Below are 23,987 nucleotides of genomic sequence, written 5' to 3' on the forward strand. Positions count from 1 at the left end.
CGTGGTGACCCTCACGATGGATGACTCGACGCTGATCGGCAACTCGGTCGGCGATCCCGAGCTGTTCGCGTCCCTGTTCGACAGGCACGCGGACGAGGTCCACCGATACGCGGCCCGCAGGCTGGGCCCGGAGCTGGCGGAGGACGTGACGGCCGAGGTCTTCCTCGTCGCCTTCCGTTCCCGCGCCCGCTACGACCGCTCGCGATCCGACGCCAGACCCTGGCTGTACGGCATCGCCACCAACGTCGTGGCGCAGCACCGGCGCGCCGAGCGGCGGCGCACGCAGGCCATGGCCAAGGTCACGGTGGACCGGCCCGGCTCGTTCGACGAGCGCAGCGCCGACCGCGTGACGGCGGAGCAGCTCCAGCCGCGCCTGGCCAAGGCGCTGACCAAGCTTTCCGCCGCAGAGCGCGACCTGCTGCTCCTGCTGGCCTGGGCCGACCTGACCTACGAGGACGCGGCCGTCGCGCTCGGCATTCCCGTGGGCACCGTCAGGTCCAGGCTGCACCGGCTGCGTGCCAAGGTTCGCCGGGCGCTCGGCGGCATCGACCCGTTCAAGGAGGAGCCCACCCATGGATGACGAGATCCGGATGTTCGCAGAGGGGCGCCCGTCTGCTCCGCCGTACCGGGAAGAGGCCAGGCAGGAGGCGCGGCGGCGGCTCGTCCGCGAGACGCAGGGCCGTGGTGGGTTTCGCCTCCCGCGCTTCACCCTGCAGGTGGCGGGGGCGTTCGCGCTGACCGTCGTCCTGGTGGGCGGGGTCAGCGTGGCGCTGACCTCCGGGTCGGGTTCCCAGGGAAGCGTGGGTTCCGCCAGCGTCTCCGTCGAGCCGCAGCTGACCTTTCCCGAGCTGACGCCCCGGCCCGACCAGTACCTGCTGGTCGAGTCCGAGACGATGTTCACCTCGGAGGGGGACGGGCGCTACCTCTACCGCACCTACCGCAAGTTCTACCGGCCCGTCGACGGCAACAGGCAGGGCCTGCTGTGGATCGAGGGACGCTCGCCGAAGGAGTGGCCGGGCAACCCCCTGCCGGAGAGCGCCAAGGACTGGCAGGGCGGTTCGTGGATGGAGATCGACGGGCACTGCCCCGGGACGTCCGACGCCTTCCGCAACGACTACGCCTACCTCAGCACGCTGCCCACCGACGCCGAGGAGATGAAGAAGCGCCTTTACAAGCCCGCGCCTGAAGGGAAGGACATCTCGCCGGACCAGGAGGCGTTCACGGCGTTCGGCGACATGGTCAGGGAGACCTACCTGCCGCTGGCCCAGCGCAAAGCGCTGGTGGAGGCGGTGAAGACGATCCCGGGCGTCGAGGTGGCCGAGGGCGTCGAGGACTCGGCCGGGCGTAAGGGGATGGCCCTGGGCCGGGTGTCCGAGACGGGGCAGCTGGCGCAGTGGATCTTCGACCCCGAGACCTACACGTTCCTCGGCGAGCGCGGCACGGTCGTGGACGCGGCCAAGGCGCAGGCGCCGGTCGGCAGCGTGATGGCGCTGACGGCGCAGCTCAAGGTGACCGTGGTGGACGCGCTGCCCGAGGTGGAGGACGCCGACAAGGACGGCAGCTGCGAGATGGCCACCCAGCAGCCCACCAACGCCCCGACCCCCATGCCGACCGGCCCGTCCCCGAGCGACTCCGCCGCTCCGACCGACTCCGTCGCCCCGACCCCGACGCCGACCGGCTCGGCCCCGCCCAGCGACGAGTTCACGGTCTCCTCGACGCTCAGGCCGGAGGCGACGATCACCAAGACGGTGACGCCCACTCCGACGGGCTGAGGGTCACCATGAGCGGGAGGTGGTCAGAGGCGTCAGTGGCCACGATGCGCGCCTCGACCACCTCCAACCCGCCGCCTGCCAGCACGTAGTCGAGGCGCTCCACAGGCGCCTCGGACGGGTACGTGGGACCGGCTGCCGCGTCGGTCAGCCCGCAGGTGGAGGCGGGCTCGTTGAGGTCGCCCATGAGGATCGTCGGCGTACGCGGGTCGCCGACGACAGCCCTGACGGCGTCGAGCTGGGGCGCGCGCAGGTGCGGCTCCTCGGCGGTCGGGTGGGTCACGAAGACGGTGAGCCCGGCGGTGTGCGCTTCGAGCAGCTCGCGGTAGCCGTTGGGGGTGCGCGGCAGGCCGACCACGTCGGCCCCCTCGATGAGGGCGGCGATGCGGTCGAGGTCCTCGACGTTGTCCTGGCCGACGGCCTGCGCGATGTTGAAGGCCATGCCCGTGATCATCACGACAGGGTACGGCTCGCGCCACGCAGAGCGCGAGCCGTACTCATCTTTCTACTGGAAGGACGCGATCGCGTCCGCCAGCTGCTCGACCGCCCAGAGGAGGTCCTCCTCCGAGATCACGATCGGCGGGGCGAGCCTGATCGTGGAGCCGTGCGTGTCCTTGGCCAGGACGCCGCGGGCCATCAGCGCCTTGGACACCTCGCGCCCGGTGGCCAGCGACGGGTCGATGTCGACGCCCGCCCACAGGCCGCGCCCGCGCACCGTGATGACGCCCTTGCCGATCATCTCGCCGAGCCTGGCGTGCAGGACCTCGCCGAGCCTGGTGGCGCGCTCCTGGAACTCGCCGGTGTTCAGGATCTCGATCACCGCGTTGCCGACGGCGCAGGCCAGCGGGTTGCCGCCGAACGTGGAGCCGTGCTGGCCCGGCTTGATGACGCCCAGGACGTCCTCGTTCGCCGCGATCGCGGAGACCGGGACCACGCCGCCGCCGAGCGCCTTGCCCATGACGTAGATGTCGGGCACGACACCCTCGTGGTCGCAGGCGAAGGTCTTGCCCGTGCGGCCGAGACCCGACTGGATCTCGTCGGCGATCATCAGCACGTTGTTCTCCGTGCAGAGCTCGCGCACCTGGGTCAGGTACCCGTCCGGCGGCACCAGGACGCCCGCCTCGCCCTGGATGGGCTCGACCAGCACCGCGACGGTGTTGGCGTCGATGGCCTCGCGGATCGCCTCGGCTGAGCCGTACTTCACGATCTTGAAGCCCGGCGTGTACGGGCCGAAGTTGTCCCGGGCGTCCGGGTCGGTGGAGAAGCTGATGATCGTGGTGGTGCGGCCGTGGAAGTTGTCCTCCATCACGATGATGTTGGCCTGCTCCGGCGCGACGCCCTTGACCTCGTAGCCCCACTTGCGCGCGACCTTGACCGCCGTCTCGACGGCCTCGGCGCCGGTGTTCATCGGCAGGATCATGTCCTTGCCGGTCAGGTCGCCCAGCCCGGCGCAGAACTGCGCGAACTGGTCGTGGTAGAACGCCCGGCTGGTCAGCGTGAGGTTGCGCAACTGCTCCTGCGCCGCCTCGATGATCTTCGGGTTGCCGTGGCCGAAGTTGAGGCTGGAGTAGCCGGACAGGAAGTCCAGGTACCGCTTGCCCTCGACGTCGGTCACCCACGCGCCGTGCGCCTCGTGGATGACCACGGGCAGCGGGTGGTAGTTGTGCGCGCTGCGGCGCTCGCTTACTTCGATCAGCTCTTGGCTGGTGCTCATGGTTATTCCCCCCTGATTTCCAGTGTGCAGCACTTGGGCCCGCCGCCTGCTTTACGCAGCTCCGACAGTTCCACCGGGATGACCTCGTAGCCGCGGCGCTTCAGCTCCAGCTGGAGGTCTGCGGCCTCGGAATTGATCACGACGCTGCGGCCGTCGCTGACCGCGTTGAGTCCGAGAACGGCGGCGTCCTCGGCGCTCGCGAGCACCGCGTCCGGGAACATCCGGCGCAGCACCTCCTGGCTCCCCTTGGAGAACGCTCCGGGGTAGTAGGCGATATTCCGCCCGTCGAGCGGGAAAAGTGCCGTGTCGAGGTGGTAGAAACGCGGGTCGACCAGCTTGAGGCTGATCACCGGGAGGCCGAGGAACTCCTGCGCCTCCATGTGGGCCGCCACATCGGTGCGGAAACCGGTACCGGCCAGGATGACCTCGTCGAGGGTGAGGAAGTCGCCCTCGCCCTCGTTGGTGAGCGTCGCCTCCTTGGTGGCGTAGCCGTTCTCGGCGAACCACCGCAGGTAGGCGGGGCCTTCGGCGGCCCGCTCGGGGAAGGCGAAGCGGGCGCCGTAGACGCGCCCGCCGACCACCAGCGCGCCGTTGGCGGCGAAGACCATGTCGGGCAGGCCCTCGATCGGGTCGATCAGGCTCACCTCGTGCCCGAGCTCCTCGTAAGCCGCCTTGAGCCCCTCCCACTGCCGGACCGCGACGTCGCGGTCGGCGCCCGCCTCCGGGTCCATCCACGGGTTGATGGCGTACTCGACCGTGAAGTGCTCGGGACGGCACATCAGGTAGTGCTTGGGCATGCAGTGCTCCGTCGTCATATGCATGTGAGGGGACGGAGTAAGCGTAGAAACAGCATTTACGCAGGCCAAGCGCCTTGTCTTGCGTGTAGGCGCAGGTCTGTTGCGCGTCTCAGGCGCTCAGTGGCGATCCGTTGCGCGTCTCCGGTTCGACGAGCCGGGAGAGCACGATGGAGCTCTTCGTACGGACCACGAAGGCCTCGGCGGCGATGCGCTCGATCACCCGTTCCACGTGCCTGACGTCGGTCGCGCGGATGTGCAGCAGCGCGTCCGCCTCGCCGGTGATGGTCGCCGCGGCGACCACCTCGGGGTAGCGGGCGACGGCTATCGCGATGTCGGACGGCTTGGTCTTTCCGGCGCAGAACAGCTCGACGTACGCCTCGGTGGTCCAGCCGAGCGCCTGGGGGGCGACCCTGGCGCTGAAACCGGTGATCGCGCCGACGTCCCTGAGACGGTCGACGCGGCGCTTGACGGCGGAGGCGCTCAGGCCCACCTGCTGGCCGATCTCGGCATATGTGGTGCGCGCATCCTCGACGAGGGCGGCGATGATGTCACGATCCAGGCGGTCCAGTTCCACGAAGTCAGGTATACCGCCTAGCCGAGGCTACGGATGTCGAGCTTGCCCGCGTCCGTGGCCACGACGATCACGCGCTCGGTCGCCGCGAGGGCGGTGACCCGGCCCTGGAAGCCGGTGATGCGCCCGGCGTCCTGGCCGTCACGCAGGTTCCAGACGCGGACCTCTCCCGACGCGTCGTGCGCGGTGATCGCCGTGGAACCGCTGGTGATCAGCGCGCTCGTCCCTCGGTCGTCGGGGCTGCGGTCGCTGAACTGCCACCTGCCCCTGCGTTTGCCGGTCTTCAGGTCGTAGACGCGCAGGGTGGCGTCGACGTGCGTGGTGACGGCGACCGGCTTTCCGCCGAGGACGGCGTAGGCGACGTGCTCGATGCCGCCGATCTCGCCGGTGGGGATCGTCCTGGTGACGGTGGCCGTCTCGAGGTCCCAGACGCGCAGTTTCTCCGCGCCGTCGCCGGTGACGGCGATCCCCGGCCCGAAGGCCACGTCGTCGGCGCCCTGCCAGTGGACGGTGTTCTGGGGGCCGACGGGCTTGCCGGTGAGCGGGTTCCAGAACCGTACGGTGCCGTACAGGTCCTTGAGGCCGTCGTAGTTCTGCGAGACCGCGGTGGTGAGCGTCATCCAGAAGACGGGGGCGGAGGCGCGGTGGGTGGCGCTGTTCGCGCCCGTGCCCAGGTCCCAGATGCGGATGCGGCCGTCGGCGTGGGCCGAGGCGAGCGTGGTCCTGTCGGCGGCCAGCGCGGTCACGGGGGAGCCCTTGGCGAGGAGGCGTTTCCTCAGCTCTCCTGTCGTCAGGTCCCAGATGGCCAGGGCGCCTCTGCTCGAACCGGTGATCGCCAGAAGGCCCGAGAGGGCCAGCTTGTAGGTGGCCTCGCCACCCAGGTCGATCAGCTCACCGACCGGATCGCCGAACTCGTGGGTGGGGGAGGGGGTTGGGGTGGCCTTGCTGATCGCGGTAGGGGTCGGTTTTTCCGGATTTTTCGTTTCCTTTGTGCGGAGTACGGCGAAGGCCGAGGCGCCCGCCACCGCGGCGGCAGCCGTACCCAGGATGAGGACCCGCCGGTTGACTCGCCTGCGTCCGCCGGGAATCGTGCGCTCCGCCTCGCCGCCGGTCAGGCGGTCCAGGAGCTGCGCCGCCGTCGGGCGGGCCGCTGGGTCCTTGGCCAGGCACGCGGCGATCGGCTCGACCCACGCGCCAGGCAGCCCGCGCAGGTCGGGCTCGCCGCTCAGGACGCTGTGTAAGAGCGCGGGCACCGTACCCGCCGTGAAGGCCGGATGCCCCGTCGCCGCGAACACCATCGTGCCCGCCCAGCTGAACACGTCGGACGCGGGCCCCACCGGCTGCCCGCCGGCCTGCTCCGGCGACATGTAAGCGGGCGTGCCCAGCGAAGCCGACGTGGCCGTGCCCGTGGCGTCCAGCGCCTTGGCGATGCCGAAGTCGATGACGACCGGACCCTCCCGGCCCATCAGCACGTTGCCCGGCTTGAAGTCGCGGTGCACGATGCCCGCCCGGTGGATCGCCGCCAGCGCGGTCAGCGTCGCGATCGCGAGGCGGTCGAGGCCGCCGCCCGCGCGCGGACCCTGGGTCTGCACCAGGGCGGCGAGGGTTTCGCCTTCGACGAACTCGCTCACCAGGTAGGGCTGGTCGTGGAAGACTCCTACGTCCAGGACGCTCGCCGTACAGAAGAGGGCGACCCTGCGGGCGGCCTCCGCCTCGGCCACGAACCGGCGGTGCGCGCGCGGATCGTCGGCCAGGCGGGCGTGCAGGAGCTTGACCGCCACCTTGCGGCCGTCGGGCGCGACCCCCTGGTAGACCGTGCCCTGCCCGCCGGTGCCCAGGGCTCCGGTGAGGCGGTAGTGGCTGATCTGCGGGGGTTCTCCCGGCCGCAGGGGGCGCATCAGTCGATGACCTCCGCGCGCAGCTGCGGGAAGACCTTGGAGACCTTGCCCAGGAGGTAGTCGCCGTAGGTGCCGGTGAAGGCGCGCAGGTCCTGGCCGTCCCAGCGCTCCCTGCCGCCTTCCGAGTACGGCAGGGCGGGCACCTCGTCGTGCCAGCCGGGGTCGAAGAAGAACGGGAAGCTCAGCCGTTCGTTGCCGCTGAGGTTGCGCACCCGGTGGGGCGTGGAGCGGTAGAGGCCGCCGGTGAGCTTGTCGAGCATGTCGCCGATGTTGCAGACGAACGTGCCCTCGATCGGCGGCGCGTCGATCCAGCCGTCCTTGGTGTGGACCTGCAGGCCGCCGTTGCCGTCCTGGAGGAGGAGGGTGAGCAGGCCGTAGTCGGTGTGCTCGCCGACGCCCCAGCCGTCGTCGTCCGGAGGCGCGGGCGGGTAGTGGAAGATCCGGAACAGGATCGTCGGATCCTTGGTGTAGCTGTCGGCGAAGTAGCCTTCGTCGAGCCCGAGACTGAGGGCGATCTTTCGCATGATTCGCTGGGCGACCGCCGCCATCAGGTCCAGATATTTCAGGACAGCGGTCTTGAGCTCGGGCACTTCCTCGGGGAACAGGTTGGGCCCGTGCAGCGGCAGGTCGCTCGGCGGCCCTTCCGCGCCGAAGTAGACGCCTTCCTTGAGGTCGGGCCTGCCCGAGGTGAGCTCGCCGCCCACCGGGAAGAACCCGCGCCAGGCGCGGCCGCCGCGCTCCATGGAGATCGCGTTCTTCCGCTCCAGCGGCAGCTCGAAGAACGCCCTGGCGGCCGTGTCGAGCTCGGTGATCAGCTCTGATGGCACGCCGTGGCCGCTGACGTAGAAGAACCCGCTGTCGCGGCAGGCCCTCCCGATCGCCTCGTGGCTGTCGGCTGCGGCTATATCGATCACCGGCAATTCGCTCACGGGCCCATTGTTCCGCATATCTGGCGATTAGCATCGAAATCCAGGGACCCCTGGAGGCCAGATGCGCTTCTTCTCTCGACCCTCACGACCCGTCCGGTCAGTGGACGCGGGTGAGGTCACCCGCATCGCTCCCGCCGTTTCCTACGACGGCGACCTCTACCACCTGCCCGACTGGACGGCCCGCCGTACGGCGGAGCGCGACCTGGGCCGTGCGCACGCCAGTGAGGGGCACATCGACACCCTCACCCTCGAGACGGGCAGCGTGCCACGCTTCCACGAGCTGGAGGACGAACGGCTGGCAGAACTGGCCCAGATCGACGACGCGACCGCCAGGGAGACGTCGCGGGCGCGGGCCGAGTTCGAATCCCAGAAGATCAAGCTGGCCGAGTCGCAACGAGCCTTCGCCGAGGCACGCAAGACACTGGACGACTCGCAGCGCCGGGTCACGGAGCTGGAGCTCCCCTCCAAACGCCCCGGCGACGGCCGTCCCAGCTCGATAGCCCTGTCCGGCAGCCGGTGGCCGTTGGTCCGCAGATGGCTCCCGGCGGCGTTGCTGTTGCTCCTGCTGCTGATCGTCGAGGTCCCGATCCTTTACCAGGTGATCCTGAACTGGGGCGACAGCATCTACATGACCGCCCTGCTGGCGGCGGGAGCAGCCCTGATCATGCTGGTGGCTCCCCACATGTACGGCAGGGCATTTCGCGGATGGCAGGAACACGGCGGTTCGGCCCGCGGCCGAGTATTGCTGATCCTGGTAGCCCTGGTGTGGCTGGGCTTGATCGTCGCGGTGGCAGTGTTGCGCCGAGACGCCCTGGTGAAGCCCTTGGTAGTGGACGGCCAGGCCATAGGCCCCACCTCGTCCGGCGTGGGCCAGCTCCCCACGATGGTGTTGTTGCTGGCCCTGCTGATCGCCACCGCCCTGATCGCCGCCGACCTGGGCCGACGCATGCACAACCCCAACGACCGCCGCCTCCGCGAACTGCGCGCGAAGAGGGACCAGGACCAGGAGACGTGTGCGCGTGCCCAGGGGGTGTACCAGCAGGACGCGGCGTATGCGGAGAGCGTCGCCCAGTACGCCCAGTCGGGCGAACGGCGGCGGGCGAGCTTGGTGAGGCAGGTGGACAACGGCTTCGACAGCCTGGCCACGGCGTATTTGGGCGGCGTAGTGGAAGGATTGCACGACCCGGAGGCGGCGAGCTGGGCAGAACGCATCCTCAGAGGCCGCCGAGTCCGCTGACCCCGCACCACGACCCACCGCGATGCCGCCCAGCCGCTCACCCTTGGCTGCCAGCGGCAGGCTCTGGCGACGTCCCTCCGTGACTGCGGCAGCGGACGGACCCTTGCCTGAGCACTCCCGCACGACCCTCACCGACCAACGACGGCCCATGGCCTGTTCGCGGTCGGGCTTCATGGGGAAGGTGGGTCCCCGCCCTCAGCAGATCCACAGATCTCAGGCGTCGCTTCTCGTCATCCTGCGCGACGCTGCGATCTGAAGCTCTTCTTCCCACACTGACGGCAACTGCCAGAGGTCGTCAGCCACAGCAGGACCAGGGGCGGGAGGTGGGGGTGACCCCGTGCAGAGGGATGGCACGGGGTCACCGCTCGTTGGAGGGTTAGGGCTTGGTGTAGCCGCCCGTGTAGGCGCCGGAGCCGCTATACGCGTGCACCCGCACCCGGTAAGTCCCCGCCGTCCCGTTGTACGTCAGTGACTCGTCCGGCCCCGACCCATTGCTGCTCGCCACAGTCGTCCACCCGAAGATGCCCTGCTTCTGCAGATACAGGTCGAAGTCCACCCCGGTAGGCCCGTCCAGGCATGCCCGGTGTGTCCCCGCCACCGCCGTGTAACCCGTGCTGCTGGGGTAGTACACGTTCTGGCCGCTGGTCAGGGAGCCGCTGATCGGGGTCTGGTAGCCGGTGCAGTTCCCCGGCGTCGTCCCGACGGTGATGTTCTTGCTGGTGGAGTTCGTGGCTCCGCCGTTGTCGGTCACGGTCAACGTGACCGTGTACGTCCCCGCGGCCGCGTAGGTGTGCGACACGGTCGCGCCGCTGCCGGAGGTGCTGTCGCCGAAGGTCCACGCGTACGACGCGATCGACCCGTCGGGGTCGGTCGAACCGGACCCGTTGAACGAGCACACCCGGGTCGTGTTGTCGCACGACTGCGTGAAGCTCGCCACCGGCGGCTGGTTGCCACCCGTGGTCGGCGGATACTGCGTGGCGTCGTGCACGTCGAGCAGCGGTTCCTTGACCCCGTCCGTGGAGTCGTCGGTCCAGTTGGAGTTGCCCGTCGCCTTCAGCTTGTCCCGTACGGCCAGCGCACCCGTCCGGTTGGTGGGCTTGTTGGTGCCGCTGGTCAGGACCGCCGCCGCGCCCGCGACGTGCGGGCTGGCCATGGACGTGCCGCTGATGGTGTTGTAGCCGCCGTTCATCCACGTGGAGTAGATGCACGTGCCGGGCGCCGCGACCTCGACGGTGGTGCCGAAGTTGGAGTACCAGGCGAGCGTGTCGTCGGTGTCCGTGGCTCCGTCCGTACGGCAGGGCACGGTGATGTTACCGACCAGCCCACCGGGCAGCCCGTCGAAGTCGGTCAGCGCCGAGACCGTCACCACGTCGGGGTGGTTGGCGGGGAAGAAGCCGGAGGCGTTGGCCGAGCTGTTGCCCGCTGCCACGACCACGACGACGCCCGCGTTGGTGGCGTTGGTGATGGCGTTGCTGATCGCGGAGCTGCTGCAGCCCTGGCAGCCGAGGCTCATGTTGATGACCTCGATGGTGCTGGCCCTGGCCACGACCCAGTCGATGCCGGCCGCGATGGCGGACAGCGTTCCGGAACCCGCCGAGTTGAGCACCTTGACGGCGTGGATCCTGGCGCCGGGGGCGACGCCGACGGCGCCGATGGCGTTGTCGATGGCGCCGATGGTGCCCGCGACGTGGCTGCCGTGGCCGTTGTCGTCGTCACCGGTGCCCGAGCAGGAGCCGCTGGTGCAGTTGGTGCTCGCCACCACGTTCAGGTCGGGGTGGTCGAGGTCGACACCGGTGTCGACGACCGCTGCGTCCACGTTGATGCGGACGTCGTCGACGCCGTCGATGTCGAGGTTGATGTTCTGGTCGGCGTAGATGCGCTTGATGCCGCTGGGGACGGTCTGGGCGAAGGCGTGCACCTCCTGGTCGGGTTCGACGGTGAGGACACCCGCCTCACCGGCCAGCTTGGCTGCCTCCGCCGGGCTGAGCAGGGCCGTGTAGCCCCTGAACGCATACCGGTAGGTGCCCACCAGCACGCCGTTGTGCTCCGCGACCTGCTGCTGCGCCTGGCTCGCCACCTGCGCCCGAGTGACGTTGGCGAGCTGGACGATGTAGCGCTGCTGGTCGGCGGTGCTGACGGATGTGGCCTCCGCGGCGATGGCCCAGCTGGACATTGCCAGGCATAGGCCGGAGGCCAGGGCTAAGACGGTCGAGGTTCGACGCATGGAAACGCCTTTCTCGAGGGGGGTGACATGAGCTGTGCTCATGCGGTCTGCCCGCAACATCGCATATGACAGCAAGTCGGGCAATACTGAAAAATCTGTCATAGATCACCAGGCGTAATCCATTTGTCCGGTTCGCCGGCCGTATCCGAAGATCAGGTATGACAGTCACCAGGGAGTTGCTCGCCTACTACGAGCAGGACATCGAGCACACGCGGCTCAGCGAGGGGCGTAACAGGCTGGAGTTCTGGCGCACCCAGGACGTCCTGCGCAGAACCCTCCCACCGGCGCCCGCGCGCGTGCTCGACGTCGGCGGCGGCACGGGCGCGCACGCCGCCTGGCTGGTCGCCGACGGCTACGAGGTCGAGCTGCTCGACCCCGTCCCGCTGCACGTCGAGCGGGCAGCCGAGCTGGACGGCGTGACCGCGCGGCTGGGCGACGCCCGCAGCCTGCCGGTCCGTGACGCGAGCTTCGACGCCGTGCTCATGCTCGGCCCGCTCTACCACCTGGCCGAGCGGGCCGACCGCGTGCTGGCGCTGTCCGAGGCCAGGCGGGCCGTACGGCAGGGCGGCTACGTGGCCGCCGCGACCATCAACCGCTACGCGGGCCTGCACGACACCTTCTACACCGGTTCCTACCTGCGCGAGCCAGAGCGGCGAGCCGTACACACCTCTGTCGCCGACGGGGTCATGCTGTCGCCGAAGCGGGGGTTCACCGCCTACTTCCACGACCCTGACGAGGTGCCCGGCGAGTTCGCCGACGCCGGGTTCCCCTCGGTCACGCGGTACGGCCTGGAGGGCGCGTTCTGGCTCTACGGCGACGTCGGCGACTGGCTCGACGACCCTGAGCGCCGCTCGCTCATGCTCGACGCGCAGCGCTCCATGGAGTCCGTGCCGTCCCTGCTCGGGATCAGCGGCCACCTGCTCACGGTCGCCCGTTAGAGCAGGTCCGCCGTGGTCGCGCCCGCGGCGGTGAGCGCCTCGTGCCAGAAGCTCTCCAGCAACGGGAACCGGTCGGGGTCCGAGCCCTTCTTGCGCAGGAACCCGTGCACCACGACCGTGTAGCCGGTCAGGTCGGGGAGCAGGTGGCTGCCGACCAGCTCCTGGATCTTCTGCTTCCTGGCGCCCTCGGACAGGTCGAGCTTGTTCACGTCGAGGTCGCCGCGGTTGTTGATGAGGTCGCTGAACACGATGATCTGGTGCGGCTGGCCGGGATGGCGCTGGGCGCTCATCTGCTTGACCACGTACCGCAGCGCGCCGAGCACGTCGGAGCCCTTGCCCTCGGTCGGGCAGTCGAACAGCTGCAACGCCCTCGGCAGGATCTGCGTGATGCGATGCGCCCTGATCTTGTCGCCGACGACCGGGTTGTCGTTGGGGTTCTCCGCCTGCGTCGCGGCGACGGGCACCGGCTCCTGGCGGCACGGGCTGCTCTCCGACGTGCCGGTCACGGCGGCGAACGCCATCCAGTCGCAGCCGTCGGCGAAGGCGGGCAGCTTCTCCTGCACGTCGGTGCGGGAGGTGGCCGGTTCCGCGTAGGAGGTGGAGTCGACCACCGTCCCGCACACCGCCCTGGCCTCGCTGCCGCACCCGGCCACCAGGGCGCACACCCCCAGCAGCACGACCGCCAGCGCTCCGCGTAACCCCGTCATCGTTCCCCCCGCTCGCCGCCTACTCCCCGTCACGCGACCCGGCCACCCACCCGCCGGCCCGCCCGTTCCCCGCCTGCTCGCCGTTCTTCCAGGGCCCGTCCTCGAAATCATCCGGTCTGACGAGGCGTTCCTCGGGCTGTTGCGCCCCGTCCTCACCCGAGGCCGCCACCCGGGGGAGTTCCCTGCGCGCTGGCTCGTCCAGCTCGGGTACGGCATGCCGCCCGGCGCTCCACGCCTCGATGCGGAGGTCGGCGTCGCCGAGCAACCGCCCGAAGCTCTCCCGCCCCGCGATGGCCGCCGGGCTGTCCATGGTGGAGTCCATCGCCACCACCTCGCCCTTCCACAGCGCCACGATCTCCTCCCGGCGCGGATGGGCCTGCATCACCCCGGCACGGTAGGCGGCGATGCGTTGCTCGGCCCGCGCGTGGATCGCGTCGACCGCGTGGTTGCGCCCGACCAGCACGCTGTCCCACTCCTGCTTCAGCCGGTCGATCCTGGCCCTGGCCCGCAGCACCGCGTCCCCGGCCGCGCGCGACGCCTCCCGCCGCTCCTTGGCCGCCCGCCGCCGCCGCGACTCCCCGATGGAGATGAACGCGTCCCCCTCGGACTCCTCGGAGGGGGGTACGGCAGGCAGCGCGAACAGCTCGGGACGCGACGTCTCGCGCGTGATGACCTCGTGCGCGCCGCCGGCCTCCCTGGCCAGTTCGGTGCGCGTCTCTTCAAGCTGCTGGTCCAGGAGCGCGATCCGCTCCTTGGCCCACGCCCGTACCGCGCTCACGTAGGCGGGCTGCACGTCCGGATCGGTGAACTCGCCCAGCGCGTGGCTGCGAGCGTCGCGCACGCCCTGCCGGTGCGCCTCCCGCAGCTCGCGCTCGCGGTCGGCGAGGGGGTCGCCGTCCCCCCGCCTGAACAGGCGTGACCAGAGCCCCATCCGCGTCTCCCGGCTCTGCCGGAACGATCCCGGCCCGAGTGTCCCTGACCACCCAGCCTAATCTCTCGCTTTGCCGCTATAGCGCGAAAAAATCACCCATAACGAATGCGCGTAGCGGTGCCCGACCCTGTGCGCCCGCTGACCGTAACCCTGGACAGACCCCAGCCCCGTACGGCGGGAGGCGCATCTCCCGGCCCCGCCGTACCCCCAAAGAGACGGAAAGACCCCCGCACAGACCAGCCGTGCGGGGGTGAATCCAGAAAAATCAGCCCTTGTCGGCGTCGCCGGTGGCCTGCTCCATCGCGTCCTCAGGAGAAGCCTCCAGGTCCTGCTCGGCGTCCGCGCCCGCCTGGGCCGACGCCTTGTCCAGCCGCACCCAGGACGTCACGCTCTCCACCGCGAACAGCACCAGCAGGTACCCCGTGAGCACGATCAGCACCGGCGTCAGCCACCCCACCGCGGCCGCGGCCCCGATGATCAGCAGCCGCAGCTCCCACCCGAGCCCCGCGTGGAACACCCACGCCGGCGGCCAGATGCTCTGCCGCGTCCGGTAGACCGTGTCATACGTGTGGTAACCCACCACGTAGAGCAGCACGAACAGCAGCCACTTGGGCGCGTCGGCCGCCAGCCCGGTCAGGATGACGACCACGAACTCGGTGCCGCGCAGCAGCGGCGGCGTCAGCCAGTCGAACCGCCCCAGGTGGTCGCGCGAGGCCGTCGGCAGCACCAGCACGACCATGATCAGCGCGGGCACCAGCAACATGAAGCCGCGCTCGGGCAGCCCGATCAGCGACACCGCGATGACGCCCGCCAGGGCGAGCAGCGTGGTCGGCACCGGCGGCAGGCCGAAGCCCAGCTTCGGCGCCAGCGCGTGCACCAGCGGGCCGTCGTCGCGGTAGGCGAGCAGGCGGGCGGTCTGGATGCGCCGGCGCTCCTCGTCGGGGTCCGGCGCCGGGGTCGAGAGATCCTGCGGTTGTGTGATCATGATGCGAGCGACCTCATGAGACGTCCGGCGAGGGTGTAGCAGGCGGCGACGGAGCCCCAGATCACCATCGTGAGGAAGGTGACCTGAGCGTCGAAGAAGGCGGCGGTGATCGCGATGACCGCGAACCGCTCGCCGATGGGGAACACGACCATCTTGCGCGCCCAGTGGACGGCGCGGTAGCGGCCGGCCCTGGTCCACATGCGCAGCACGCCGCGGATGCCGGTGCTGCGCTCGATCTTGCGCTTCTCCAGCGCCTTGCGCAGCCCCACGTCGGAGGGCGCGTCGAGCGGCGTGGTCGGCAGCGGGGACGGCGGCTTGCGCCGGTTGGAGATGCCGAAGGAGAAGTCGAGCAGGTGGCGCACCGACTGCAGGGACAGCGCGACGAGCGCCAGGATCCAGATGTCGTCGGAGTGCCCGGACACCACGTAGCCGACCGCGAGCCCGGCGAAGACCACGTACTCCTTGAACCGGTCGAACGTCGCGTCCAGCCAGGCGCCGAGCACGCCGAACTTGCGCGCGTAGCGGGCGACCTGCCCGTCGACGCAGTCGAAGACGAACGCGAAGTAGATCAGCACGCCGCCCGCGACCATCCAGACCCGCTCGCCGGTGGCGAAACAGGCGGCGGCCGCCACGCCGAGCGCGATCGAGATCAGCGTCACCTGGTTGGGGGTGAGGCCGCGGTGCGCCGCCCAGCGGGCGATGAAGCGGGAGTAGGTGCTGACGAAGTAGGTGGTGAAGAAGCCGTCGGCGCCCTTGACCGCGTTGTTGAGCCTGGCGCGGTCCTCGTCCATGCCGGAGATCTCGGCGCCGGCCTCGTTGGCCTCCTCCTGCGTGGTGACCCGGCGGTAGAACAGGTCGCGCCGGCCGCGGATGCCGACCGACACGCCCTTGCGCACCAGGCCGAACACGACGAGCTGGACCAGGTCGTCCTCCTGGCCGAACAGGTGGGTCAGCTCGGCCAGCTCGCGGCAGGTCTCGGCCAGCACGGGCAGGTGCTTGGCCTGCAGGTGCAGCGGGCCGAGCAGCACCGTGTTGGGCCTGGTGACCGCGAGCTGCGCGGTGCCGACCGAGATCACGCGGGACTTGCCCGCGCGGACGCGCACCAGCAGGCCTTCGAGGGTGCGCTCGCCGATCTCCGGCTCCGCCTCCTCGATCGGGACGGGCTCGTCGTCGGGGGCGTCCTCGGGCCGTGGCTCCTTGGCGACGAGCGCCAGCGCGGCGCGCTTGGCCTTGGTGATCTGGTAGATCAGCTCGTCGTGCACGATCGAGTTGTCCGGCAGGAGGAGGAGGTTGTCGGTCGTCGACTCGGCCACTTCGGCGAGGGCGCGAAGGGCGGCGGCGGTGTCTCCTGGCTCGATCGCGGCAGGCTGCGGATCCAGGGAGAGGATCTGGCTGCGCAGGCGCTCGCCCACGGTGGGGGTACCGGGCAGCGCGGCCAGCCTGAGGCCGGTCGGAGCGGTGTCGGGGCCGGGCGAGGAGCCCAGCAGGACCACGCGGGTCATGTCTCCCTTTCAAGGCTGTTGCGGGGGGTTGTACAGCGGGTGAAGCGGGGGTAGACGTCAAAGTCTAGTGAGCCTTGAGTAAAGCCCGTCCACCCGGCGGAGGTCCGTAGACTAGGGCGGTGAGTCTCTATCGTGACGAGGGTGTTGTTCTGCGTACGCAGAAGCTCGGCGAAGCCGACCGCATCGTCACTATTCTCACGAAACGCACAGGAAAGGTGCGCGGTGTCGCAAAAGGTGTGCGGCGCACCACTTCCCGCTTCGGCGCCCGCCTCGAACCCTTCACCCACGTCGACCTGCAGCTCCACGTCGGCCGCACCCTCGACGTGATCACCCAGGCCGAGACCATCAGGCCGTACGGCGAGGCCCTGGCGATCGACTACCCCCGCTACACCGCGGGCACGGCGATGCTCGAAACGGCCGACCGCCTCACCCAGGGCGAGAAGGAGCCGGCGCTACGCCACTTCCTGCTGCTGGTCGGCGGGCTCCGCACGCTGGCCGAGGCGACCCACGAGGCCAGGCTGGTGCTCGACGCCTACTTCCTGCGCTCGCTCGCCGTGGCCGGATACGCCCCTGCGCTCGACGCGTGCGCCCGCTGCCAGGCTCCGGCGGTCAGGGCGTTCGCGATCGTGGCCGGCGGCGTGGTGTGCGGTGCGTGCAGACCGGCCGGCTCCGCCGTACCGGCAGGGGAGACGATCGCGCTCATGACGGCGCTGCTGCGCGGCGACTGGACGTCGGCCGACGCGTCGGAGGGGCGCCACCGCAGCGAGTGCAGCGGGCTGGTCGCCGCCTACCTGCAATGGCACCTCGAACACGGAATACGCTCTCTCAAACACGTCGAAAGGGAGCCAATAGCGTGAGCGTCCGTCCCCCAGCGCCCCACCCCTCAGGAGCCATCCCGCCTTCCATCCCGCGCGAGTTCGTGCCCAGGCACGTCGCGATCGTGATGGACGGCAACGGCCGCTGGGCCAAGCAGCGCGGCCTGCCGCGCACCGAGGGGCACAAGGCGGGCGAGGCCTCGCTGTTCGACGTCATCGAGGGCGCGATCGAGCTCGGCATCCCCTACCTCAGCGCCTACGCCTTCTCCACGGAGAACTGGCGGCGCTCGCCCGACGAGGTCCGCTTCCTCATGGGCTTCAACCGCGACGTCATCAGGCGGCGCCGCGACGAGCTCAACGCGATGGGCGTCCGCGTGCGGTGGGCGGGCAAGCCGGGGCGGCTGTGGAAGAGCGTCATCTCCGAGCTGCAGACGGCTGAGGAGATGACGCGGGGGAACAGCACGCTGACGCTGCAGTTCTGCGTCAACTACGGCGGCCAGGCCGAGATCGTCGACGCGGCGGTGAAGCTGGCCGCCGACATCGCGTCAGGCCGGGTCAATCCCGGCAAGGTCAACGAGAAGGTCTTCTCCCGCTACCTCCACGTGCCCGAGGTCCCGGCGGTCGACCTGTTCCTGCGCTCGTCGGGGGAGCAGCGCTTCTCCAACTACCTGCTGTGGCAGTCGGCCTATGCCGAGATGGTGTTCCTCGACCGGCTCTGGCCCGACTTCGACCGCCGCGACCTGTGGGAGGCGTGCGAGATCTACGCCAAGCGCGACCGCCGGTACGGCGGAGCCGTACCGAACCAGGTCACGTGAAGCTCTTCCATCCGGTGCACTTCCAGCGGCCCGAGTAGACGCAGCCGCGGAAGCTGCGCCCGCCCCACTGGTCCACGGCCCAGGTCTGGGCGCGACCCCACCTGTCGGGCTTGGCGTAGCACCCGTGCCAGGTCCGGCCCCCGGTGTCGGACCAGTCGAGGGTGATCTTCTCGCCGCGCTTGAGCCTGGCCGTGGAGTAGTAGATCTTCCTGCCCTTGTAGGGGCGGTCCTTCGACATCCACAGGTTGACGAACCCGCTGCCGACCTCGGCGTACCCGATCTGCTTCTCCCCGCCTGCGATCTCCAGGTTGATCTTGGGGCCGCAGCTGTGGTCGATGACCCCGGATCCCGCCGCCGTGGCGTTCGCCGGGCTCATCGGCATGACCAGCGTCGCGAGCCCTGCCGCGACGACGAGTGCCTTCCGCATGTTTCCTCCCTGTCCTGAACCTGTGGGGAGATCATGCGGCGGGCGGTGTTGAGTCCGTGTTGAGTCCGCGTCTACAGGCAGCGCAGCTTCCACCACGTGCCGTAGGCCTTGGCGATCGGGCGGTCCTGGCCCTGGAACCGGATGAAGACCCGGTAGCTGGTGCCGCAGGTGAGCGAGATCAGGCGGGACCACGCCACGGGGCGCAGGGACCAGTCGCTCCCGCCCTGCGTGCCCGCGCCGGGGTGACCGTACCGGAGGAGCTGGCAGGAGTGGATCTTCATGTAGACGGGTGCGTTGTTGATGGCGCACCAGGCGTAGGCGCGCCCGCGGTTGTTGCCGGCGATCGTGAGATCGAGCTGGTAACCGTACGCGTAGCGGTACACGTCCCGGTGCAGGACGGGCCCCGCGGCCTGCGCGGGGGCGGCGAAGAGCGTGGCCGCTGACACGATGAGCGCGCAGACGAGCGCGCATACCCTGCCTGCCATCTGTCGTCTCCTTGCTCGGGATGAACTCGGACACTGCTAGCTGGCCACGCGGGAATCGCTCTTGTCATCGCCTCCGGCCTGCGCATAAATAGCAACAACAACCGCAACAACGCGGAGCAGCCGATGGGGCGAGGCGGACGTAAGGATCAGCCGATCGACCGGGAGGCGGGGCCCGTCGCGGAGTTCGTCGACGACCTGCGCCGCCTGCGGGGCGAGCTGTCCCTGCAGGAGGTCGGGCGGCGCATGCGCTACCACTCCAGCACGATCTCCCGCCGGCTCAACCCGGGGGAGCTGCCGCCGCTGGACTTCGTCCGCTCCTACGTGGCGGCGTGCGAGGCGGACCCTGCCGCGTGGGAGGCGCGCTGGCGCGAGCTCGCCCAGGAGCCTCCGCAGGAGAGCGGGCCACGGCAACGGCTGCGTCCCCTGCTCGCGGCCGGGATCGCCGTGCTCGTCCTGGCCGCCGGAGGGGTCTTCCTCCTGCGTGACACCGGCCCGCCGGACGCCACTTCCGCGTCCGGGCCACCGCCGGTCGTCCCGGCCAACGGGTTCCCCTGGCAGGTCAAGAACATGTACAAGCAGGTGACCTCGCGCGAGTGGACCCAGCAGGCCGACGGCGACCTAGAGGTCTGGGCGAACCTCACCTGCCCGGTGGGCACCACGGAGTACTGGATCGCGCTGCGCCCCGGCGGCTCCTCGGCGAGGTACAGCTGCAACGCCTGGCAGATGCACCGGTGGTCAGGCCTGCGCGCGGGGCGCTACAACTTCGAGCTCTGGAAGGACAACGACGGCCGCGCGGTGACGGGCACCGGCGCGGTCCGCTCCACCTCGCCGATCATCCAGCACCAGAAGGCGTCACCCCTCTGAGTCAGGCCCTGCGCCGCGCCCTGTAGGCGGCCACGTGCATCCGGTTTCCACACGTACGGCTGTCGCAGTAGACGCGCGAGCGGTTGCGCGACTCGTCGAAGAACACCCGGTCGCAGTCGGGGGCCGAGCAGGTGCGCAGCCGTTCGAACTCGCCGTCGACCAGCAGGTGCGCCAGCGCCACCCCGCAGTCGGCGGCCAGGTGCTCGGTCAGCGACGACCCGGGCGCGAAGTAGTGGACGTGCAGCGGGTGCCCGTCGTGCTCGGTCAGCCGCGGCGTGATGCGCGTCTCGGCCAGCAGCAGGTTGAGCTGGCGCACCGCGGCGGGCTGGTCGGTCGCGGTGAACACCCGGTGGAAGGCCTCGCGCAGCAGCCTGACCTGCCCGAGGTCGCGGGCGGTGAGGTCGCCGATGCCACTGACCTGTCGGGAGTCCACGAACTCCTGCAACTCGGCCAGATCGCCCAGCCCGTCGTCGCCGCCCGTGGAGGGAGAGGTGTTGATCAGCTCGACGACGGTGGCGAGCGAATACACCATGTCATGCCCAAAAGGCATATTGACTCCTGTCAAAGCCCGGCTCTAGCGTGTAAGGAGCGTATCTCTCTTACGAGCCTTCGGGGGCACCTCCATGAGTCCACACCGTCGTATCGTGCTGATCGCGGTGGCGGGGGCTCTGATCATCTCCACGTCGGCGCCGTTGGTGCGGCTGTCCGGGGTTTCCCCGGCTACGTCGGCGTTCTTCCGCTGCCTCTACGCGGTGCCGCCGCTGCTCGCCATGGCGATCGCGGAGCGGCGCAGGCACGGGCCGCTGCCCGCCCGACCGCGCAACCTGGCCTGGGTGGCCGGGGTGCTGTTCGCGCTCGACCTGCTGTTCTGGCACCACGCCATCTCCTACGTCGGCGCCGGGCTGGCCACCGTGCTGGGCAACCTTCAGGTGTTCCTGGTGGCGTTCGGGGCGTGGCTGGTGTTCAAGGAGCGGCCGACGCGCAACCTCATGATCGCCACCCCGGTGGTCTTCTGCGGCGTCGTGCTCATCTCCGGGCTGTTCGACAGCGCGGCCTACGGGGCGAACCCGCTGCTCGGGGTGGTGTTCGGGCTGGCCACCTCGATCGCCTACGCCGCCTACCTGCTCCTGGTGAAGGGCGGTTCCGGCGGGCCTGGCCGTACGGGCGGGTTGCTCGCGCACTCCACGGCCGTGGCCGCGCTGGTCATCGCGGTGCTGAGCCCGTTCTCCGGCGGCGCCGACTTCGTGCCGACCTGGCCGGCGCACGGGTGGCTGCTGCTGCTCGCGCTCGGCCCGCAGGTGCTGGGCTGGACGCTGATCACCTACACGCTGCCCAGGCAGCCCGCCGCGCTGATCTCGCTGCTCCTGCTCGTCCAGCCGATGACGACCATGACGATCTCCGCGATCATCCTGTCGGAGCGCCCCTCCGCGCTGCAGCTGGCCGGGTGCGCGGTGATCGTCCTCGGGGTCCTGTACGGATCACGCTCTGGGGGAGGTGGTCGAGCACGAGGCACACGTGCCGAAGACCTCGACCGTGTGGGTGATCTCGGTAAAGCCGTGCTCTGAGCCCACGGCCTCGGCCCAGCGCTCGACCGCGGGCCCCGCCACCTCGGCCGTGCGCCCGCACCTGCGGCACACCAGGTGATGGTGATGGTCGTCGCTGGCGCAGGCACGGTAGACGGACTCGCCGTCGTCGGTGCGCAGGACGTCGACCTTGCCGCCGTCGGCCAGCGCCTGGAGCGCCCGGTAGACGGTGGTCAGCCCGATCTTGGCGCCGTCGGTGCGCAGCTGGGCGTAGACGTCCTGCGCGCTACGGAAACCGTCGTTCCTGCGCAGGATGTCGTGCACGGCGTCCCTGCGACTGGTCATACTGTCTCCTCGGGTCTGCTTCGCCGTACGAATTTACCGACTGTGAGAGCCAGGACGAAGCCGGCGAGCGCGAGAAGGACGATGGAGGCTCCAGGCGCCACCTTGGGCGACACGGTCGACACCAGCAGCCCGCCGACGGCCGCCACGACGCCGAAGACCATGGCCAGTCCCATCGTGGCACGGAAGCCGCGCGTCAGTTGCTGACTCGTCGCGACCGGGATGACCATCAGCGCGCTGACCAGCAGCAGGCCCACCACGCGCATGGCGATGACCACGGTCAGCGCGGCCGTGACCGCGATCAGCAGGCTGAGGAAGCGCACCGGCAGCCCGCTGGCCTTGGCGACCTCCTCGTCCTGGCAGAGCACGAACAGCTCGCGGCCGAAGATCGCCACCACGGCGATGACGGCCACGGCGAGCGCGCCGATGATCCAGATGTCCTGCCTGGTGACGCTGGCGATCGCGCCGAACAGGTAGGAGTTGAGCTTGGCGTTGCTGCCGCCAGGCGCGATGCCCATGAGCATGACGCCGCCCGCGATGCCGCCGTAGAACAGCAGCGCCAGCGCGACGTCGCCGCTCGTCCTGCCGCGCGCCCTGACCAGCTCGATCGCGATCGCGCCCGCCACGGACACCACCACGGCCGTCACCACGGGCGCCGTGCCGGTCAGGAACCCCAGCGCGACCCCCGTCAGGGCCACGTGCCCGATGCCGTCGCCGAGCAGGGACAACTTCCGCTGCACGATGAACGTGCCCACGGCCGGCGCGCACAGCCCCACCAGCAGGGCGGCGACCAGGGCGAGCTGGAAGAACTCGCGGCCCAGCAGATCGCTCATCGTTTCACCTGCAACCCGGTCAGCGGCCCGCCGACCACTTCTTCCTCGTGCGGGTGCACGTGCTCGTGCCCCGGTTTCGCGCACTCGCCCTCAGGCTGCGGCGGGCGCCCGTCGTGGTCGACGCGGCCGTCCCTGATGACGACGCCGCGGGTGATGACCGGCTCCAGCGGGCCAAGCTCGTGCGCCACCAGGACCACGGTCCTGCCGTCGCGCACCAGCGTGGTCAGCGTGTCCGCGAGCAGCGACTGGCTCTCCGCGTCGACGCCGGCCGTCGGCTCGTCCATGACGAACGTGTCCGGCTTCCCCGCCAGCGCGCGGGCGATGAGCACCCGCTGCTGCTGGCCGCCGGAGAGCGACTGCACGGGGTCCTTCGCCCGAGCCGCCAGCCCGACCGCCTCCAGCGCCTCGGCCGTCGCGGCCCTGTCTTCCTTCGTCGTACGGCGCAGCCTGCTCTGCCTGGCGATCCGCCCCGAGGCCACGACCTCCTGCACCGTGGCGGGAACGCCGCCGCCGACCGCCAGGCGCTGCGGCACGTAGCCGATGCGCCACCAGTCGCCGAACCTCGCGGGCTGCTCGCCGTACAGCAGGGTCTTGCCGCCGGACAGCGGGGTGAGGCCGAGCAGCGCCCGGACCAGCGTCGACTTGCCCGAGCCGTTGGCGCCCATGATCGCGACGACCTCGCCGGGGCAGACCGTCAGGTCGACGCCGCGCAGGATCGGACGGCGGTCCAGGGTCACCTGGCCGCCGATCATCTGGAAGACATTGCTCACGAGCATCCCAGCGCCGTTCTGATGGTCTTGAGATTCTGCCGCATCTCCGACAGGTAGTCGCCGTGCGCCGGCTTGCTCTCCAGCGGGTCGAGCACGGCCGTCCGCGCGCCCACCTCCTTGGCGAGCACCTCGGCGACCTTGGGGCTGACCAGGGACTCGGTGAAGATCGTGGTGACCCGCTCGCTCATCGCCAGCTTGGCGACCTCGGCGATGCGGGCGGGGGACGGCTCGGTCTCGGGGTCGAGGGTGATGCCGACCTGCTTGAGGTGGTAGCGGTCGGCGAGGTAGCCGAAGGCCTCGTGGCTGGTGACCATGGTCTTGGAGGAGCAGGAGCTCAGGCCCTTGGCCATCTCCTGGTCCAGGGTGGTGAGGGCCTTCGTGGTCTCGGCCGCGCGCTGCTCGTACGCCTGGGCGTGGTCGGGGTCGGCCGCGCCGAGACGCTTGCCGAGCTCGGTGGCGACGGTCGCCAGGCGGGCGGGGTCGAGCCACAGGTGCGGGTCGTAGGCGGCGTGCTCGTCGGGGGTCGTCGCCTGGAGGGTCTTGACGGCGGAGGCGGCGTCGAACGACTTGTCCTCCTGCTGCTGCCCGACGGCCTCGTCGACGGCGGGCTGGAGGCCCTTGATGTAGACGGTGAGGCTGGAGTCCTGGAGGGTGGCGACCTGCTGGGCGCTGAGCTCGATGTCGTGCGGCTCCACGCCGGGGGCGGTGAGTCCGGTGACCTTGATGTCAGGGCCGGCGACCTGCTCGGTGAGCCACTGGAGGGGGTAGAAGGCGGCGGTGACCTTGGGGGCGGCGTTGGCGGCGCCCGTGCCGCAGGCGGTGAGCGTGGTTCCAGCGAGCAGACCCGCAAGGGCAACCCGGACATGTCCTGACATCATGTGAGTCAGTATGCGGCAAAATGAAAACGGTTG

General features: G+C 70.1%; 26 protein-coding genes. 8 read left to right on the forward strand and 18 right to left on the reverse strand.

From position 1 onward, the window contains the following. Window position 1: 1 nt before the first annotated feature. Both ACIBG8_RS52490 and ACIBG8_RS52495 read left to right on the forward strand, forming a co-directional pair. Window positions 2–580, forward strand: coding sequence for an RNA polymerase sigma factor (locus tag ACIBG8_RS52490; protein WP_397350943.1), 579 nt, complete (start codon window positions 2–4; stop codon window positions 578–580). Then, window positions 573–1,772 (forward strand): CU044_5270 family protein, encoded by a 1,200-nt coding sequence (locus tag ACIBG8_RS52495; RefSeq protein WP_397350944.1) that lies wholly within the window; start codon window positions 573–575, stop codon window positions 1,770–1,772. Before ACIBG8_RS52490 ends, ACIBG8_RS52495 begins: the two co-directional genes overlap by 8 nt. Here ACIBG8_RS52495 and ACIBG8_RS52500 read toward each other — a convergent pair. The 6 genes from ACIBG8_RS52500 to ACIBG8_RS52525 all read right to left on the reverse strand — a co-directional run bounded on the left by ACIBG8_RS52500 (window position 1,738) and on the right by ACIBG8_RS52525 (window position 7,678). After that, window positions 1,738–2,223 (reverse strand): endonuclease/exonuclease/phosphatase family protein, encoded by a 486-nt coding sequence (locus tag ACIBG8_RS52500; protein ID WP_397350945.1) that lies wholly within the window; start codon window positions 2,221–2,223, stop codon window positions 1,738–1,740. The two genes, ACIBG8_RS52495 and ACIBG8_RS52500, sit on opposite strands and share 35 nt — an antisense overlap. 51 nt (window positions 2,224–2,274) lie before the next feature. Next, the gene (gene rocD, locus ACIBG8_RS52505) at window positions 2,275–3,483 is read right to left on the reverse strand and encodes an ornithine--oxo-acid transaminase (RefSeq protein ID WP_397350946.1); all 1,209 of its coding nucleotides are present in this window, start codon (window positions 3,481–3,483) and stop codon (window positions 2,275–2,277) included. A gap of 2 nt (window positions 3,484–3,485) precedes the next feature. Beyond that, on the reverse strand, window positions 3,486–4,280 hold the full coding sequence (gene ddaH, locus ACIBG8_RS52510) for a dimethylargininase (RefSeq protein ID WP_397350947.1): 795 nt from the start codon (window positions 4,278–4,280) through the stop codon (window positions 3,486–3,488). A gap of 109 nt (window positions 4,281–4,389) precedes the next feature. Further along, on the reverse strand, window positions 4,390–4,854 hold the full coding sequence (locus tag ACIBG8_RS52515; RefSeq protein ID WP_397350948.1) for an Lrp/AsnC family transcriptional regulator: 465 nt from the start codon (window positions 4,852–4,854) through the stop codon (window positions 4,390–4,392). Window positions 4,855–4,871: 17 nt separating this feature from the next. Further along, window positions 4,872–6,749, reverse strand: coding sequence for a serine/threonine-protein kinase (locus ACIBG8_RS52520; protein WP_397350949.1), 1,878 nt, complete (start codon window positions 6,747–6,749; stop codon window positions 4,872–4,874). Beyond that, on the reverse strand, window positions 6,749–7,678 hold the full coding sequence (locus ACIBG8_RS52525; RefSeq protein ID WP_397350950.1) for an isopenicillin N synthase family dioxygenase: 930 nt from the start codon (window positions 7,676–7,678) through the stop codon (window positions 6,749–6,751). Before ACIBG8_RS52525 ends, ACIBG8_RS52520 begins: the two co-directional genes overlap by 1 nt. A 100-nt stretch (window positions 7,679–7,778) precedes the next feature. Between ACIBG8_RS52525 and ACIBG8_RS52530 the strand changes: the two genes are divergently transcribed. After that, complete coding sequence (locus ACIBG8_RS52530) at window positions 7,779–8,915, forward strand: hypothetical protein (RefSeq protein ID WP_397350951.1); 1,137 nt, start codon at window positions 7,779–7,781, stop codon at window positions 8,913–8,915. Between the two features lie 376 nt (window positions 8,916–9,291). Here the strand turns inward: ACIBG8_RS52530 and ACIBG8_RS52535 are convergent, their stop codons facing one another. Next, window positions 9,292–11,139: a S8 family serine peptidase gene (locus tag ACIBG8_RS52535; RefSeq protein ID WP_397350952.1), complete on the reverse strand. Its 1,848-nt coding sequence runs from the start codon at window positions 11,137–11,139 to the stop codon at window positions 9,292–9,294. 158 nt (window positions 11,140–11,297) lie between these two features. Between ACIBG8_RS52535 and ACIBG8_RS52540 the strand changes: the two genes are divergently transcribed. Further along, a complete protein-coding gene (locus ACIBG8_RS52540; RefSeq protein ID WP_397350953.1) occupies window positions 11,298–12,077 on the forward strand; it encodes a class I SAM-dependent methyltransferase in 780 nt (259 codons plus the stop codon). Here ACIBG8_RS52540 and ACIBG8_RS52545 read toward each other — a convergent pair. The 4 genes from ACIBG8_RS52545 to ACIBG8_RS52560 form a co-directional block, all read right to left on the reverse strand. Next, the gene (locus ACIBG8_RS52545) at window positions 12,074–12,784 is read right to left on the reverse strand and encodes a vWA domain-containing protein (RefSeq protein ID WP_397350954.1); all 711 of its coding nucleotides are present in this window, start codon (window positions 12,782–12,784) and stop codon (window positions 12,074–12,076) included. The genes ACIBG8_RS52540 and ACIBG8_RS52545 overlap by 4 nt on opposite strands. Window positions 12,785–12,803: 19 nt before the next feature. Then, window positions 12,804–13,715 carry a hypothetical protein gene (locus ACIBG8_RS52550; protein WP_397350955.1) on the reverse strand — a complete coding sequence of 304 codons (912 nt, stop codon included), beginning with the start codon at window positions 13,713–13,715 and terminating at the stop codon, window positions 12,804–12,806. 265 nt (window positions 13,716–13,980) lie between these two features. Beyond that, the gene (locus tag ACIBG8_RS52555; protein ID WP_397350956.1) at window positions 13,981–14,700 is read right to left on the reverse strand and encodes a DUF5941 domain-containing protein; all 720 of its coding nucleotides are present in this window, start codon (window positions 14,698–14,700) and stop codon (window positions 13,981–13,983) included. Then, window positions 14,697–16,202, reverse strand: a complete 1,506-nt coding sequence (locus ACIBG8_RS52560) for a CDP-alcohol phosphatidyltransferase family protein (protein ID WP_397350957.1) — start codon at window positions 16,200–16,202, stop codon at window positions 14,697–14,699. Before ACIBG8_RS52560 ends, ACIBG8_RS52555 begins: the two co-directional genes overlap by 4 nt. A gap of 119 nt (window positions 16,203–16,321) precedes the next feature. On the opposite strand from ACIBG8_RS52560, the gene recO reads away from it, so the two are divergent. Continuing rightward, window positions 16,322–17,059: a DNA repair protein RecO gene (recO, locus tag ACIBG8_RS52565; protein ID WP_397350958.1), complete on the forward strand. Its 738-nt coding sequence runs from the start codon at window positions 16,322–16,324 to the stop codon at window positions 17,057–17,059. Next, window positions 17,056–17,832, forward strand: coding sequence for an isoprenyl transferase (locus ACIBG8_RS52570; protein WP_397350959.1), 777 nt, complete (start codon window positions 17,056–17,058; stop codon window positions 17,830–17,832). Before recO ends, ACIBG8_RS52570 begins: the two co-directional genes overlap by 4 nt. Here the strand turns inward: ACIBG8_RS52570 and ACIBG8_RS52575 are convergent. Continuing rightward, window positions 17,825–18,259, reverse strand: a complete 435-nt coding sequence (locus tag ACIBG8_RS52575; RefSeq protein ID WP_397350960.1) for a hypothetical protein — start codon at window positions 18,257–18,259, stop codon at window positions 17,825–17,827. The two genes, ACIBG8_RS52570 and ACIBG8_RS52575, sit on opposite strands and share 8 nt — an antisense overlap. A 71-nt stretch (window positions 18,260–18,330) precedes the next feature. Further along, complete coding sequence (locus ACIBG8_RS52580; protein ID WP_397350961.1) at window positions 18,331–18,744, reverse strand: hypothetical protein; 414 nt, start codon at window positions 18,742–18,744, stop codon at window positions 18,331–18,333. A 123-nt stretch (window positions 18,745–18,867) separates the two neighbouring features. Between ACIBG8_RS52580 and ACIBG8_RS52585 the strand changes: the two genes are divergently transcribed. Continuing rightward, a complete protein-coding gene (locus ACIBG8_RS52585) occupies window positions 18,868–19,608 on the forward strand; it encodes a helix-turn-helix domain-containing protein (protein WP_397350962.1) in 741 nt (246 codons plus the stop codon). 1 nt (window position 19,609) lies between these two features. Here the strand turns inward: ACIBG8_RS52585 and ACIBG8_RS52590 are convergent, their stop codons facing one another. Then, on the reverse strand, window positions 19,610–20,158 hold the full coding sequence (locus ACIBG8_RS52590; protein ID WP_397350963.1) for a CGNR zinc finger domain-containing protein: 549 nt from the start codon (window positions 20,156–20,158) through the stop codon (window positions 19,610–19,612). A 94-nt stretch (window positions 20,159–20,252) separates the two neighbouring features. On the opposite strand from ACIBG8_RS52590, the gene ACIBG8_RS52595 reads away from it, so the two are divergent. Further along, a complete protein-coding gene (locus tag ACIBG8_RS52595) occupies window positions 20,253–21,173 on the forward strand; it encodes a DMT family transporter (protein ID WP_397350965.1) in 921 nt (306 codons plus the stop codon). Here the strand turns inward: ACIBG8_RS52595 and ACIBG8_RS52600 are convergent. Genes ACIBG8_RS52600 through ACIBG8_RS52615 form a run of 4 tightly spaced genes read right to left on the reverse strand, consistent with a single transcriptional unit; the run spans window position 21,087 to window position 23,954 of the window. Then, the gene (locus ACIBG8_RS52600; protein WP_397350966.1) at window positions 21,087–21,476 is read right to left on the reverse strand and encodes a Fur family transcriptional regulator; all 390 of its coding nucleotides are present in this window, start codon (window positions 21,474–21,476) and stop codon (window positions 21,087–21,089) included. The two genes, ACIBG8_RS52595 and ACIBG8_RS52600, sit on opposite strands and share 87 nt — an antisense overlap. Next, window positions 21,473–22,306, reverse strand: coding sequence for a metal ABC transporter permease (locus ACIBG8_RS52605; protein WP_397350967.1), 834 nt, complete (start codon window positions 22,304–22,306; stop codon window positions 21,473–21,475). Before ACIBG8_RS52605 ends, ACIBG8_RS52600 begins: the two co-directional genes overlap by 4 nt. Continuing rightward, the gene (locus ACIBG8_RS52610; RefSeq protein WP_397350968.1) at window positions 22,303–23,082 is read right to left on the reverse strand and encodes a metal ABC transporter ATP-binding protein; all 780 of its coding nucleotides are present in this window, start codon (window positions 23,080–23,082) and stop codon (window positions 22,303–22,305) included. The genes ACIBG8_RS52605 and ACIBG8_RS52610 overlap by 4 nt, the downstream gene beginning before the upstream one ends. Next, complete coding sequence (locus ACIBG8_RS52615) at window positions 23,073–23,954, reverse strand: metal ABC transporter substrate-binding protein (protein WP_397350969.1); 882 nt, start codon at window positions 23,952–23,954, stop codon at window positions 23,073–23,075. The genes ACIBG8_RS52610 and ACIBG8_RS52615 overlap by 10 nt, the downstream gene beginning before the upstream one ends. Between the last annotated feature and the right edge of the window lie 33 nt (window positions 23,955–23,987).

This window comes from Nonomuraea sp. NPDC050556 (assembly GCF_044457355.1).
Classification (GTDB): Bacteria; Actinomycetota; Actinomycetes; order Streptosporangiales; family Streptosporangiaceae; genus Nonomuraea.